Source organism: Bacillus massiliigorillae (assembly GCF_000380245.2).
In the GTDB taxonomy this organism is placed as follows: Bacteria; Bacillota; Bacilli; order Bacillales; family DSM-1321; genus Bacillus_AD; species Bacillus_AD massiliigorillae.
Map to the genome: position 1 here is coordinate 990892 of NZ_HG428741.1, position 14083 is coordinate 1004974.

Consider the following 14083-nt stretch of genomic DNA (forward strand, 5'->3'; position numbering starts at 1 on the left):
ATTAATGTGCCTCCTTTGAAGAAAACACGCGCAACATTTTTAATTCTTTCACGTTATATTTACGTAAAACATTCATAACAACAACTGTTAAAATACCTTCACTAATTGCCAATGGAATTTGTGTTAATGCGAAAATTCCTGAGAATTTAGTGAATGAAGCTACAAAACCACCTGCTTCTGATGGGAAAGCTAAAGCTAGTTGAACAGATGTCATTACATATGTAGCCAAATCTCCTAATGCAGCTGCCAAAAATACAGCAATCGAAAAAGAAAATCCTGCTTTCTGAGAGCTTTTAAAAATGAAATATGATACTAACGGCCCGACAATGGCCATTGAAAATGTATTGGCACCTAATGTTGTTAATCCACCATGAGCTAATAATAAAGATTGGAATAACAAAACGATAAAACCAATGACACTCATCGCAGCAGGTCCGAATAAAACCGTCCCTAAGCCAACCCCTGTTGGATGTGAGCAGCTTCCTGTAACGGAAGGGATTTTCAATGCTGATAATACAAATGCAAACGCTCCAGATAAACCGAGCATCATTTTTGTTTCTGGATTTTCTTTTATTTTTCTTTTTATTGCAAGTAAGCCAACAATTAGGAATGGCAACGAAATAGCCCACCAAAAAATTGCCCATTCGACTGGTAGGAAGCCTTCCATAATGTGCATGGCAAATGCTTGCTTAGGTACAAGAAGTAAAAATAAAATAAAGTACATAATTTTAAAGCTAGCCTTTTTACGCATTTTTTAATCTCCTTTGTAAGTTTTAGAATTTAGAACTAACAGTGTGTACGATCAAAAAACAACGTGGATAGAAAGTAAAGCACAAAAAAACACTTGTCCCAAAGTGGGAGAAGTGCCCGATTCGTAAATAAAATGATTGATTTAATAATAAAAAATTCAAATTATTATACTCGCACACCTATCCTCGTAGGTAATAGATTGATAAACCTTTATGGCAGGTCTCCTGGCTTCGATTCAACACTTTATTATGCCTTCCCATTTTATCTATAAAACAGTGACTTAAAATAATAAAGCTCCTCGTTACAGTGGCGGGACCGCTCCGAATTTACATCGGATTCCCTATTAAGCGAAATACTCTCTAAATAATATTTCACACCATAAAGCATATGTAGTTATAAATTCCATGGAATAGTGTAGCATGAAAAAACATATAGTTCCACAAATATTTAGAAAAATAAAAATTTGGTAGGTTTTTACTGCATTATTTTTTAGTGGTACTAAAGTCAGGAATAATAAGCAGTATCATTTTTTTGTTGAAAAAAAATGAATATAGTGTATGATGTACGTAGTTTAAAATTTGAAATATTTACAACAATTTTAATAATAAAATTAATTAAATGTTAAAAGTTCCTTTTGTATAGATTGTATGCAAAAGGTAAAAGGGAAATCGGTGAAAGACCGATGCAGCCCCCGCTACTGTAAAGCTGATGAAATTGTGAATACCACTGGTTAAGAGCCGGGAAGGTACAAGAGTAAACTGAAGCTAAGCCAGGAGACCTGCTTTTAATGTCGAGTCGAACTTTTCGGAGGGAAGAGTGGAAGAGCTAATTTTGATTTGGAATAAACGAGATTTCTTGAATCTCTGTTTCTTACATGTGGCTTTTTTATGAAATCCTATTCTTTGAGAGTAGGATTTTTTTATACTTTACGAAAGTTTAAATTCTTTAAAGGAATAAAGTATAAGAAAAGACATCGACTTTCGCCATTAGGAGCGATAAGTCGTGTTTTTCTAATTTTGTTTTCGAAAAAAAGAATGACTCATTATGGGGGAATACAAGATTTGGGGGATGGGAAATGACAACTTGGAACTTAAATGGGACATGCTCACATTTGTTTATGTGCAATGGCAGTAGTTGCAATCGAAAAGATGCGGAGGAAGTAACGTTAGCGATACGTGATGAAATTACGAAACTTGGATTAGACGATAAGATTCATACGACTAGAACTCGTTGTAATGGAAGATGTAAAGACGCCCCAGTGGTAATCGAATATCCAAAGGGGAATTGGTACGGTTCTCTAACTGCTGATGTTGGTAGAGAGATTGTTAGAACTTATAATCAAGCTCCTTTAAGAGAGTATGTTAGCTATGAAGTAATTAATGGTGAAATGACAAGAAATGAAGAATATACAGCAATCAAAGGTATTTCAAAGAAGAAGTAATTGTAACATAGAGTACCTAACATCATGGTGGGGAAAGGATGTTTAGTTGATGGAAAAAGGAAAACTATATGTAGTTGGCTTTGGACCAGGGAGTTTTGATCATATTACAGCTCGCGCAGTGGAAGCACTTCAAGAAAGTGATTTAATAATTGGTTATAAAACATATGTGGATTTAATTAGAGGATTACTTACTAAGCAAACAGTTGTTAGTACAGGAATGACAGAAGAAGTAAGTCGAGCTCAAGAAGCAGTTAAACAAGCTGAACTTGGTAAAAAGGTTGCGGTCATATCGAGCGGTGACTCAGGAGTATATGGTATGGCTGGATTGATGTATGAAGTGTTAATCGAAAAAGGTTGGACGGAAGCAACAGGAGTAGAAATCGAAGTTGTTCCGGGTATTTCAGCCATTAATTCATGTGCTTCTTTACTTGGAGCACCGATTATGCATGATTCTTGTACTATTTCACTTAGTGATCATTTAACACCTTGGGATTTAATTGCTAAACGAGTAGAAGCGGCGGCTCAAGCGGATTTTGTTATCGCATTATATAATCCGAGAAGTGGTAGAAGAACTAGACAAATCGTTGAAACACAACGGATTTTATTGAAATACCGTTCACCAGATACACCAGTTGGATTAGTAAAAAGTGCTTATCGTGACCGACAAAGTGTTATTATGACGACTTTAAGTGAAATGCTTAATCATGAAATCGGTATGTTAACTACCGTTGTTATTGGGAACTCTTCTACGTTTTTCTATGACAATAAAATGATTACCCCTAGAGGATATCAACGTAAATACACATTAGGCTCAGAGAAGCAACCGTTAAAACCACATCAACGTTTACGTAAAGAAGCAGAGCCATGGTCATTAGAATCAATGAGCTCTATAGATGAACAGATAACAACGGAAGTCGTGGAGAAAGCTCCTACTATTGATTTGCCCTTCCAAAAAGTTTCTTCTCTAGATATGGCACTTCAAGCGTTATCCATGATTGATGGTGATGAGGAAGAATTAGGAGAAAAGGCAATTACATATGTGCAGCAAAAGATTGAGTCGATTTTTGAATTAGCAGTAAGTCCTGGAGTTGCGAATAAACAGTTTACAACGAAGCAAATGACAACTTTAGTTGAAGTAGTTGGTGAAAAAGGAACGATGGAATACACACCAAATCATCAAATTGTTTTACGAATACCAACAAGTGATCCGGAGACGGTTACATCCAAGTTATCAAATGCAGGATTTTTACTTTCACCTATAGGGGATGTTTTGACTGTAAAAGCCTGTGATTTTTGTGATGGAGAAAAAACGGATGCCATTCCATATGCCGAAGAAATACAGCGAACACTAGGTGGTTTATCGCTACCTAAAGAATTAACTGTCGGCATTAACGGCTGTGGTATGGCTTGTTATAAAGCGGTTATGGATGATATCGGTATTGTGTTTCGGAAAGGTAAGTTTGATTTGTTCCTCGGAGCGAAACCAGTGGGAAGAACAGCTCACCCTGGTCAACCTGTAGCTGAAGGAATTCCTCCAGAGCAAATTATAGATAAAGTGACAGCAATAATTGAAGAATACAAAGAAAAAGCGCATCCAAATGAGCGTTTATTTAAATATTTTAAACGAGTAAAAGAAATTCAAGGATATAAATATCAGGATATGGCTCCGAAGATTGAAATTGAGCCTGCACCTTGTGGGGATTAAAGGGAGGAAACAACGATGAAAGCTATTTTGTTTGTTGGACACGGTAGTCAATTAAAAGAAGGTAACAAGGAAGTAAGTAAATTTGTAGAAAATATGCTTCCAAGTATGAGTCAGGAGTTAATTATTGAGACTTGTTTCTTAGAATTTGAAACACCTAATATACCACAAGGAATTGAGGCGTGTGTGAATAGAGGAGCAACGGATGTCTATGTTATTCCGATTATTCTTTTACCAGCTGGTCATTCGAAAATTCATATTCCAGCTGCGATTGACGAAGCTCGTTTGCAATATCCGACTGTTCGTTTTACATACGGACGTCCGATTGGTATCCATGAACAAGTGTTAGATATACTAGTAACTCGTATAAAGGAAGCTGGTATTGATACAACAGCTAAAGATGATGATACAGCGATTTTATTAATTGGTCGAGGCGGTAGTGACCCAGATGCAAACAGTGATTTTTATAAGATTTCAAGATTGCTATGGGAAAAGCTGCAGTTTAAATATGTAGAAAATGCTTTCATGGGTGTGACAGCTCCATCTGTGGATGAAGGTGTTGAACGCTGTATTAAGCTAGGTGCTAAAAAAATCGTGATGCTTCCGTATTTCTTATTTACAGGCATACTAATGGAGCGCATGGCGAAATGGGTAGCTAATTATAAAGAACAATATACTGATTGTGAAATTGTGTTGGCAGATTACTTTGGTTATCATCCTAGCTTGCAAGATGTGTTGAAGGATCGTGTCGAGGAAGCACTACTAGGAGATGTGAAGATGAATTGTGATACATGTCAATATCGTATAGACGCTATGGAACATATTGATCATCATCACCATCATGACCATGACCATGATCACGGACATCATCATCACGATCACGACCATGAGCAGCATCATCATCATGCGGAGACTACAAAATGATTTTATTTTTAGCAGGTACAAGTGATGCGAGAGAATTAGCTATCCGTATGACAGAAGAAGGTTTCAAAATTATGGCGACCGTGGTGACAGAATCAGCAGAAAAAAGCTTGAAAGAAGCAAATATACCAGTTCGTGTAGGGCGATTAACGGCTGAGGAAATGACTGTAATTGTAAGGAAAAACGGCTATGAAACAATAGTGGATGCAAGTCATCCTTTTGCTGAGGATGCATCAAAAAATGCTCTTCAGGCAGCTAATAGTGCGAACGTTCCGTATTTTAGATATGAAAGAACCGTGCAGTCTTTCGAGCATGAAAAATTAACAATTGTGAATGATTATAGTGAAGCAGCAGAGTTAGCAGCAACGAAGCGTGGCGTAATTATGCTAACTACTGGTAGTAAAACATTACAAATCTTCACAGAAAAATTGTTAGGTTTAGAGGATACTAGATTGATTGCCCGAATGTTGCCACGTCTAGATAATATGGAAAAATGTCAGCAGCTCGGTGTAGAACAAAAGAATATCATTGCTATTCAAGGTCCGTTTTCGAAAGAGCTAAACAAGGCATTGTATAACAATTACGGCGTAACTTTAATGATTACAAAAGAGAGTGGCAAGGTTGGTTCAGTAGATGAAAAGCTTGAAGCAGCATTGGAAAGTGGGATTGAAACAATCATGATTGCCAGACCAAAAGTTAATTATGTCAATGTGTATTCAAGTTTTGACACATTGGTTCAATCAGTAAAAGATCAATTACGATAAATGGGGGAAAAGAAAATGGATTTTCATACAGAGTTTAAACCGTTAACGGTACAACCACAACAAATTGAAGGTAAAAGTTTTGAAATGATTACTGAAGAAATTGGAGAGCATCATTTTACTGAGGAACAATATCCGATTGTACAACGTATTATTCATGCCTCAGCAGATTTTGAATTAGGTAGAAGTGTGGTATTTCATAAAGATGCTGTTCAAGCTGGAATTCAAGCAATTCGAAATGGAAGAAATGTAATTGCTGACGTTCAAATGATTCAAGTTGGTACGAATAAAAATCGTATTGAAAAACATGGTGGTAAGCTTCATGTATATATATCAGATGAAGATGTTATGAAAGAAGCAAAACGTTTAAATACGACAAGAGCAATTATTTCAATGAGAAAAGCGTTAGAAGAAAATGAAGGTGGCATTTATGCTATTGGTAATGCACCGACGGCATTACTTGAATTGATTCGTCTTGTCAAAGAAGGAGTAGCTAAACCGGACTTAATTATTGGACTTCCTGTTGGATTCGTTTCTGCTGCTGAATCAAAAGAAGAGCTTGCTAAACTAGATATTCCATTCATAACTAATATTGGACGTAAAGGTGGAAGTACAATCACAGTAGCTGCATTGAATGCCATTACATTATTAGCTGAACAGAAATAACATTATGCAAAAGGTACCAAAAGATCCATCGACATTACGTCAAGGTTATACAACGGGAGCATGTGCAACAGCTGTGACGAAAGCGGCGTTATTGGCATTAATTACAGGCGAGCGGCAAACAGAAGCTACGATACATTTACCCGTTGGGAAAGACGCAACTTTCAAGATTGAAAATTGTGATTATAGTGATTGTATTGCGAGTGCTGAAACGATTAAAGATGCAGGTGATGATCCGGATGCTACTCATAAAGCATTAATCATTTCAACTGTTCAATGGTTAGATGAGCCAGGCATCGTATTAGATGGTGGTATTGGTGTGGGTCGAGTGACGAAACCTGGACTTGCGATTGCTGTTGGTGAAGCGGCGATTAATCCAGTACCACGAAAAATGATTCATGAAACAGTGCAACAGATTATTGATGAATATGGTGTTTCAAAAGGAATAAAGGTCGTTATCTCTGTACCACTAGGTGAAGAGATGGCGAAGAAAACATTAAATGGACGACTTGGAATTATAGGCGGTATTTCTATTCTTGGAACGAGAGGGACGGTTGTTCCTTTTTCAAGTGCGGCATATAAAGCGAGTATTGTTCAAGCGATAAGTGTAGCAAAAGCTGGAGGTTGCGATCATTTAGTACTCACAACAGGTGGACGAAGTGAGCGATATGCAATCGCTCAATACCCGGAATTAAAGGAGGAAGCCTTTATTGAAATGGGTGATTTTGTTGGCTTTACGCTAAAACATTGTAAACGATTAGAGATTAAAAAAGTATCACTTGTTGGCATGATGGGGAAATTCTCGAAAGTAGCTCAAGGTGTAATGATGGTTCATTCAAAAAGTGCACCGATAAACTTTCATTTTTTAGCAAATGTAGCGAAGAACGCAGGAGCGAGTGAAGCTGTAATAGAGGAAGTTGAACAAGCCAATACAGCTTCACAAGTTGGTGATATTATGCTTCGCGAGAATAATAAGACATTTTTCGACCTTCTTTGTGAAGCATGTTGTTTTTCATCATTACGAGAAGTAAAGGGAGAAATGGAATTAAGTACAACGATATACTCCATGAAAGGCGAAGTACTCGGAAGGGTGGATGGCATTGACACAATCAATGAAACTAATTGGGATAAGTGATAACGGAAAAGCAAGCCTTTTACCACTCTATCAATCTTGGATCGAAGATAGTGAAGTGTTAGTCGGCGGAGAGCGTGTGTTAGAGTTCTTTCCTGATTATAAAGGAGAAAAAATCATTATAAAAAATGGATTAAAACAGCTAACCGAACGATTGCTGGAAGAGAAGAGAAGTACAGTTATTCTCGCTTCAGGTGATCCGCTTTTCTACGGAATTGGTGGCTATCTTTCTAAGAAAATGAAACTAGAAATATATCCTTACTTAAGTTCCATTCAACTAGCATTTGCAAGAATGGGCGAATCGTGGCAAGATGCCTATTTTGCAAGTGTTCATGGTAGAAGTATGAAAGGATTAGCACAACGAATAGACGGGAAAGCGAAAGTTGTTTTACTTACCGATGAGAATAATAATCCGAATGTGATAGCTGATTATTTGCTACGATTTGGGATGACAGAGTATGAAGCATTTGTTGCTGAGAACATAGAATCGGAGAATGAAAGATTCGGTTGGTATGATTTAGAGATGATGAAGCAAGAGAAGTTTTCTCCTTTAAATGTTGTAATTTTAAAGAAGGTGGGAGAAAGCCCTGAATGGTTACTAGGTATCGACGATGAAGAATTCTCACAACGTAAGCCTGACAAAGGATTAATAACAAAGAAAGAAATTCGTGTACTAAGCATTGCAGCTTTGAGGCTTAAAAAGAATAGCATCGTTTGGGATATTGGAACATGTACCGGGTCCATGGCAATTGAAGTAGCAAAAATTGCTTGCGAAGGTCAAGTTTATGCGATGGAAAAAAATGAAGCAGACCTAGAAAACTGCTTTCAAAATCAACATAAATTCAGAGTGGATTTAACGGCTGTTCATAGTAAAGCTCCACTTGGTTTAGAGAATTTTCCTGATCCTGACGCCGTCTTTATAGGTGGTACTGGTGGAGAAATGGCTGAACTAATTCAAACATGTTGTACGAGATTGAAAGAAGATGGACGAATCGTATTGAATGCTGCAACGATTGAAAACTTGTATTTAGCGAATCAAGCATTCAAAGATTCAGGATTTGAGACATCTATTAATCTTACACAAATTTCGAGAAGTAAGCCGATTTTACATATGAATCGTTTCGTACCATTAAATCCAATTTACATTATAACTGCAAAAAGAAAGAAGGCTGAACAATGAGTAGTATCGGCACATTATACGGTTTAGGTGTTGGTCCAGGAGATCCTGAATTAATTACAGTTAGAGCATTTCGTATGATTAAAGAATCTCCTGTTATCGCTTATCCAAAAAAGCGAAAAGGTAGTAAAAGTTATGCGCATCGTATTGCAGAAGTATATATTAATCCAAGTGAAAAAGAGATGTTAGGGCTCGTATTTCCAATGACGAAAGACCCTGTCATTCTAGATAGAGAATGGAATAAAGCAGTAGAGCTTGTATGGGAAAAGTTAGCAGAAGGTAAAGATGTGGCGTTCTTAACAGAGGGTGACCCACTTTTATATAGTACATTCATCCATATGATGAAATTAATGAAACAGCTTCACCCTGAAGTACCAGTTAAGACGGTACCAGGTATTTCATCTATTAATGGTGCTGCATCTCGTTTAGGTATTCCACTTGCTGACGGTGATGACCATGTAGCGATTGTTCCAGCAACAGATGATTACGCTGAAATGAAAAGAGTCATTGAAGAACATGATTGCATCATTTTCATCAAAGTTGCCAAGGTAATAGATTTAATGGTGCAAGTCTTAAAGGACTTAGATTTATTGAAAAAAGCATCAGTTGTTACAAAGGTCACATCTGATGAAGAAATTATTTGGGATGTAGAAGAATTAGACGGTGTAGAGCTCGAATACTTAACGTTAATGGTGGTGCGAAAATGAAAATCTATATTGTAGGAGCGGGACCAGGAGATCCAGATTTAATTACGGTTAAAGGACTAAATATTTTACAAAGTGCTGACGTGATTTTATATACCGATTCGCTAGTGAATGATGAATTAATCGCAAAAGCAAAGCCTGAAGCAGAGGTATTGAAAACAGCGGGTATGCATTTAGAAGAGATTGTCGATATCATGGTGGATCGTGTGAAAGCTGGGAAGAAAGTTGCTCGTATTCATACTGGTGATCCAGCGATGTACGGTGCCATTATGGAACAAATCGCTTTACTGAAAAAAGAAGGCATTGGCTATGAAGTCATTCCAGGTGTAAGTTCTGTGTTTGCTTCAGCAGCTGCTATTGGTGCTGAATTAACAATTCCAGACTTAACACAAACGGTCATTTTAACTCGTGCAGAAGGACGTACGCCAGTACCTGAGTTTGAGAAGTTACAAGATTTAGCGAAGCATCATTGTACGATTGCTATGTTTTTAAGTGCAACGTTAACGAAGAAAATTATGAAGGAACTTCAAGCTGCAGGTTGGAGAAATGATACACCAATTGCGGTTATTCAACGTGCAACTTGGCCAGATCAAAAAATCGTTCGTACAACATTAGAGCATTTAGATGAAGATATGCGTAAAAATGGTATTCGTAAACATGCAATGATTCTAGCTGGATGGGCATTAGACCCTGAAATTCACGATAATGATGAATATCGCTCGAAACTATATGATGCAACCTTCACACATGGTTACCGTAAAGGTGTGAAATCATGATTATTGAGTTAAAAGAAAATGAATTAGCTCCGATTATCCAAAAGCATAAATATGCGATTGTGGCTATCACAAAGCATGGCGTTGAGCTATCGAGAAAATTACACGGTGTATTTTCTCAATCGGATTTGTATTATATGAGCAAGTTCGAACAAGGTGACGAGGCGGCAAAGAATATTCAACTATTCTCAGGTAGCGTTCGCATGCTTTTACCTGCACTATTTCAAAAATATGATGGAATTATATTAATTATATCTTTAGGTGCAGTCGTTCGGATGATTGCACCAATATTAAAGGACAAGAAAACAGATCCAGGTGTAGTTGTTATTGATGATAAAGGTGAAAATGTTATTAGTGTATTATCTGGTCATTTAGGTGGTGCAAATGAGCTAACACATGAAGTAGCCGCATGTTTAGGAGCAAGAGCTATTATTACTACTGCATCAGATGTTCAGAAAACAATTCCAGTTGACTTATTCGGCTACCGGTTTGGCTGGGTTTGGGATAGTGCTGAAAAACTAACTCCTGTAAGTGCTTCTGTTGTTAATGAAGAACGAGTAGCTATTATTCAAGAAGCGGGTGAACGAAATTGGTGGAGTTTTGATCGACCAATGCCTGAACATTTCACTGTATACGATAATATTGAAACAGCTATAAAGGAAGAACCACAAGCAGCATTAGTGATTACACATCGTATTTTATCAGAAAAGGAAGAACATATTCTGCAAAATGGCGTTGTGTATCGGCCAAAAAACATTGCAATTGGTATGGGGTGTAATCGAGGAACATCAGCTGAAGAAATTGAACAAGTTATTATTGATACTCTAGCTGAATTGAAAATATCCATTAAGAGCGTCAAAGCTCTTTGTACAATTGAATTGAAGAAAGATGAAGAAGGTTTGCTAGCTGTTGCTGCTAAATATGATTGGGAGTTTGTTTATTATAGTCCGGAACAATTAAATAGTGCCCAAATAGAGCAGCCATCTGAAACGGTTTATAAATATACCGGTGCATATGGAGTTAGTGAGCCAGCAGTTCGTATTTATTCAGGTGCTGACGATTTAGCTTTAGTAAAGAAAAAATCAGGTAATACAACTATTTCAGTAGGGGTAATTCCATTTTAATAATTATAGCGTAGCACGAAGGAGGGATACAGTTGGCTAATAGAAGATTAGTAATCGCAGGGACTGGTAGTGGTGTTGGAAAAACCACAATTACTTTAGGGCTAATGGCAGCGTTGCAAAAGAAAGGATATACCGTTCAAGGCTACAAGTGTGGTCCAGATTATATTGATCCGACCTATCATAGTGCTGTTACAGGCAGAATTTCACGTAATTTAGATAGTTGGATGTTTGATAAAGAAACAGTTACAGATATTGTAGCGAAAAATAGCAACGATGCGGATATTTCTATTATCGAAGGGGTAATGGGCTTTTTTGATGGGAAGAGTCCGACTTCTAATAACGGATCTGCAGCTGAAATTAGTGTTCTAACAGAAAGTCCAGTTATTTTAGTTGTTAATTGTGCGAGCATGGCACGTAGTGTTGCGGCGATTGTAAAAGGCTTTCAAACCTTCTCGAGTGAACCTAAAATCGTAGGTGTTATTGCTAATCGAGTTGGTAGTGAAGGACATTATAAAATTGTCAAAACAGCTATTGAACAAGAATGTGGTATTCCAGTACTTGGGTATGTAAAGAAAGAAAATGATATTGATATTCCAAGTAGGCATTTAGGGCTCGTACCAGCGATTGAACGAGGAGAACTAGATGCTTTCTTTGAGACATTAGGGAATTTAATGCTTGAAACCGTTGACCTTGAAAAGCTCGTTGCTATAGCTGAAACAACTCCAATCATTCAAGGGGAAAATTCTATTTTTAATAAGCATACCGATGAGACAGTCGCAATTGCTGTTGCAAAAGATGCAGCTTTCAACTTTTATTATCAAGAAAATTTCGAATTGCTTGAAGCATATGGAGCAAAGTTACATTTCTTTTCCCCTTTAAAAGGAGAATCGGTTCCTGCAGACGCAGATGGGTTATATATTGGTGGTGGTTTTCCAGAAGAATTTGCTGCTGAGCTTGCTAAAGAAGTGGGTGTAAAGCAATCTATAAAAAAAGCAATCGAAAGTGGATTGCCAACATTAGCTGAATGTGGTGGCTACATGTATTTGACGAATTCGATTACGGATACAAATGGAGAAGTTTCTGAAATGGTAGGTATTATTCCAGGAGATACTACGATGCAAACGAAACGAGCGGCATTAGGTTACCGGGAAATTAAAGGCACTGAAGAAAACTTTTTATTTGGTCCAGACGAACAAGTGAAAGGTCATGAATTTCATTATTCGACTTATAAGACAACTTCCACTTATCAACCCGCATATGAAACGAAAGGGAGAAGCGGAGTGAAACAAGAAGGCTATGCTTTAAATAACCTTGTTGCGGGATATACGCATCTTCATTTTGCTTCTAATCCAAAAGTTGCTGAGCAATGGGTACAGGCTTGCTCTACATTTAAAAAAAGTAAAATTCAGTAACGTAATTTGACCATAGGAATCATGAAGAAGAGGAGCATTAAGGATGAAGACAGGAAAAGTATACCTAGTTGGTGCTGGACCAGGAGATCCAAAATTACTAACGATACGTGGTTTAGAGTGCATTCAACAGGCAGATGTTATTGCTTATGACAGATTAGTCAATAAAGAGTTATTGTCGCACGCAAAAGAAGGTGCTGAGCTCATTTTTTTGTGGGAAATTACCTGGGAAACATGCACTTATACAAGAAGAAATTCATGCGTTACTAGTTGAAAAAGCTCTTGAAGGTAAAATAGTAACACGTTTAAAAGGTGGAGACCCTGGCGTATTCGGTCGTGTTGGAGAAGAAGCAGAAGTACTTGCTAAACAAGGGATTTTATATGAAATTGTACCAGGAATTACGGCTGGAATAGCAGCACCACTTTATGCTGGCATTCCTGTTACGCATCGTGATTATGCTTCAAGCTTTGCTATTGTGACAGGCCATGGAAGAGCGGACAAGGAACAGGACAATATTAATTGGCAGGCGCTTGCTACAGGTATTGATACTATTGCCTTTTATATGGGAATGGGAAATCTACCGTATATTTGTGATCAGTTAATAAACAATGGTAAAAGGGATAGTACTCCAGCAGCAGTAATTGAATGGGGAACAACGAAACAACAAAGAACGGTAACAGGAAATCTAGCAAACATTCATGAATTAGCTGAGAAAGAAGGAATTAATCATCCGGCTATATTCCTTGTAGGTGAAGTGATTCAAGTACGAGAGAAAACGAAATGGTTTGAAAAACTTCTTGAGGGAGAAGTAGCTACAATTTTATGATTGTATGAGAAAGAGAGCGATAATCGATGATTATACAAGAATTACAAGAGAGAAGAGCAATTCGTAATTATGAAACAACCGAAGTGCCGAATGAAACAATTGAAGCATTATTAGAAGCGGCTACTTGGGCTCCGAATGACAGAATGCGTGAACCGTGGAATTTCTATGTGATAAAAGGGGAAGCAAAGAAACGCTATGAAATTCTTGCAGAGCAGTATTTGTTAGAAAGATTTCCGACTAAGCCTAATTTAATTGAAAGTTCTTTAGAGGTAGTTAAAAGTACACCATTATTAATTGTAGTAGCAGCTGACCAAATTCCTGAAGATGCGGATGCTTCAGAGGATAATGTATATGCTGTTTGCTGTGCAATTCATTCGATGTGGTTAGCGGCAAAAGAATTAGGATTAGGTTTTGTATGGCGTACAAGGGGCGTAGGTCTTGTAAGAGATGAGCGTTTGTATCAATTCATTGGTGCCCCGGAAAACAAAAAAATTATTGGTACCGTGTTTGCAGGTTATCCGAAAGAATTGAAGGAAGCGACACCGAAAAAACGTGCATCCATTACAGAAAAAACAGTTTGGCTTTAAAAATTTTCAGTTTAAAGAAAGCATAAGGATTTGTGTGGTATCTAACCTTACGCCTGCCATGCTCGGTCGTAAGCCGTTGCATGGCTTCCTTTTTGATTAGAAGTTAAAACAA

The 14083-nt window shown here is 37.5% G+C and carries 13 protein-coding genes, 1 pseudogene and 2 riboswitches; of the genes and pseudogenes, 13 read left to right on the forward strand and 1 reads right to left on the reverse strand.

Annotated elements, in window-relative coordinates; genetic code table 11:
- Window position 1 precedes the first annotated feature (1 nt).
- The gene (locus TX86_RS04700) at window positions 2-751 is read right to left on the reverse strand and encodes an energy-coupling factor ABC transporter permease (RefSeq protein ID WP_042346704.1); all 750 of its coding nucleotides are present in this window, start codon (window positions 749-751) and stop codon (window positions 2-4) included.
- A gap of 196 nt (window positions 752-947) precedes the next feature.
- Window positions 948-1146: riboswitch (cobalamin riboswitch) on the reverse strand.
- 212 nt (window positions 1147-1358) lie between these two features.
- Window positions 1359-1550: riboswitch (cobalamin riboswitch) on the forward strand.
- A 275-nt stretch (window positions 1551-1825) separates the two neighbouring features.
- Here TX86_RS04700 and TX86_RS04710 point away from each other — a divergent pair.
- The 13 genes and pseudogenes from TX86_RS04710 (at window position 1826) to TX86_RS04770 (ending at window position 13971) form a co-directional block, all read left to right on the forward strand.
- Complete coding sequence (locus TX86_RS04710) at window positions 1826-2191, forward strand: (2Fe-2S) ferredoxin domain-containing protein (RefSeq protein ID WP_042346708.1); 366 nt, start codon at window positions 1826-1828, stop codon at window positions 2189-2191.
- A 49-nt stretch (window positions 2192-2240) separates the two neighbouring features.
- Complete coding sequence (gene cobJ, locus TX86_RS04715) at window positions 2241-3896, forward strand: precorrin-3B C(17)-methyltransferase (RefSeq protein WP_042346710.1); 1656 nt, start codon at window positions 2241-2243, stop codon at window positions 3894-3896.
- 15 nt (window positions 3897-3911) lie between these two features.
- Window positions 3912-4817, forward strand: a complete 906-nt coding sequence (locus TX86_RS04720; RefSeq protein WP_042346713.1) for a sirohydrochlorin chelatase — start codon at window positions 3912-3914, stop codon at window positions 4815-4817.
- Window positions 4814-5578 carry a precorrin-6A reductase gene (gene cobK, locus TX86_RS04725; protein WP_042346716.1) on the forward strand — a complete coding sequence of 255 codons (765 nt, stop codon included), beginning with the start codon at window positions 4814-4816 and terminating at the stop codon, window positions 5576-5578. The genes TX86_RS04720 and cobK overlap by 4 nt, the downstream gene beginning before the upstream one ends.
- 15 nt (window positions 5579-5593) lie before the next feature.
- Entirely contained in the window at window positions 5594-6241 is a 648-nt protein-coding gene (locus TX86_RS04730) for a precorrin-8X methylmutase (RefSeq protein WP_042346718.1), read from the forward strand.
- A gap of 4 nt (window positions 6242-6245) precedes the next feature.
- The gene (locus TX86_RS04735) at window positions 6246-7373 is read left to right on the forward strand and encodes a cobalt-precorrin-5B (C(1))-methyltransferase (RefSeq protein WP_042346719.1); all 1128 of its coding nucleotides are present in this window, start codon (window positions 6246-6248) and stop codon (window positions 7371-7373) included.
- Window positions 7333-8550 carry a precorrin-6y C5,15-methyltransferase (decarboxylating) subunit CbiE gene (gene cbiE, locus TX86_RS04740; protein WP_195892860.1) on the forward strand — a complete coding sequence of 406 codons (1218 nt, stop codon included), beginning with the start codon at window positions 7333-7335 and terminating at the stop codon, window positions 8548-8550. The genes TX86_RS04735 and cbiE overlap by 41 nt, the downstream gene beginning before the upstream one ends.
- Window positions 8547-9254, forward strand: coding sequence for a precorrin-2 C(20)-methyltransferase (cobI, locus tag TX86_RS04745; protein ID WP_042346725.1), 708 nt, complete (start codon window positions 8547-8549; stop codon window positions 9252-9254). The genes cbiE and cobI overlap by 4 nt, the downstream gene beginning before the upstream one ends.
- Complete coding sequence (gene cobM, locus TX86_RS04750; protein ID WP_042346727.1) at window positions 9251-10027, forward strand: precorrin-4 C(11)-methyltransferase; 777 nt, start codon at window positions 9251-9253, stop codon at window positions 10025-10027. The genes cobI and cobM overlap by 4 nt, the downstream gene beginning before the upstream one ends.
- On the forward strand, window positions 10027-11148 hold the full coding sequence (locus TX86_RS04755) for a cobalt-precorrin 5A hydrolase (RefSeq protein ID WP_042350167.1): 1122 nt from the start codon (window positions 10027-10029) through the stop codon (window positions 11146-11148). The genes cobM and TX86_RS04755 overlap by 1 nt, the downstream gene beginning before the upstream one ends.
- 32 nt (window positions 11149-11180) lie before the next feature.
- On the forward strand, window positions 11181-12560 hold the full coding sequence (locus TX86_RS04760; protein WP_042346731.1) for a cobyrinic acid a,c-diamide synthase CobB: 1380 nt from the start codon (window positions 11181-11183) through the stop codon (window positions 12558-12560).
- A gap of 43 nt (window positions 12561-12603) precedes the next feature.
- Window positions 12604-13384 (forward strand): annotated as a pseudogene (cobA, locus tag TX86_RS04765) (uroporphyrinogen-III C-methyltransferase).
- 26 nt (window positions 13385-13410) lie between these two features.
- Window positions 13411-13971 carry a nitroreductase family protein gene (locus TX86_RS04770; RefSeq protein ID WP_042346733.1) on the forward strand — a complete coding sequence of 187 codons (561 nt, stop codon included), beginning with the start codon at window positions 13411-13413 and terminating at the stop codon, window positions 13969-13971.
- The last annotated feature ends 112 nt before the right edge of the window (window positions 13972-14083 follow it).

Excerpts from the sequence above, each read along its gene's own strand:
- TX86_RS04730 (WP_042346718.1), top strand. The coding sequence starts at position 5,594 with ATGGATTTTCATACAGAGTTTAAACCGTTAACGGTACAACCACAACAA.
- TX86_RS04700 (WP_042346704.1), bottom strand. The coding sequence starts at position 751 with ATGCGTAAAAAGGCTAGCTTTAAAATTATGTACTTTATTTTATTTTTA.
- cobI (WP_042346725.1), top strand. The coding sequence starts at position 8,547 with ATGAGTAGTATCGGCACATTATACGGTTTAGGTGTTGGTCCAGGAGAT.
- cobK (WP_042346716.1), top strand. The coding sequence starts at position 4,814 with ATGATTTTATTTTTAGCAGGTACAAGTGATGCGAGAGAATTAGCTATC.
- TX86_RS04710 (WP_042346708.1), top strand. The coding sequence starts at position 1,826 with ATGACAACTTGGAACTTAAATGGGACATGCTCACATTTGTTTATGTGC.
- TX86_RS04770 (WP_042346733.1), top strand. The coding sequence starts at position 13,411 with ATGATTATACAAGAATTACAAGAGAGAAGAGCAATTCGTAATTATGAA.
- TX86_RS04735 (WP_042346719.1), top strand. The coding sequence starts at position 6,246 with ATGCAAAAGGTACCAAAAGATCCATCGACATTACGTCAAGGTTATACA.
- TX86_RS04720 (WP_042346713.1), top strand. The coding sequence starts at position 3,912 with ATGAAAGCTATTTTGTTTGTTGGACACGGTAGTCAATTAAAAGAAGGT.
- cbiE (WP_195892860.1), top strand. The coding sequence starts at position 7,333 with ATGGCATTGACACAATCAATGAAACTAATTGGGATAAGTGATAACGGA.
- cobM (WP_042346727.1), top strand. The coding sequence starts at position 9,251 with ATGAAAATCTATATTGTAGGAGCGGGACCAGGAGATCCAGATTTAATT.
- cobJ (WP_042346710.1), top strand. The coding sequence starts at position 2,241 with ATGGAAAAAGGAAAACTATATGTAGTTGGCTTTGGACCAGGGAGTTTT.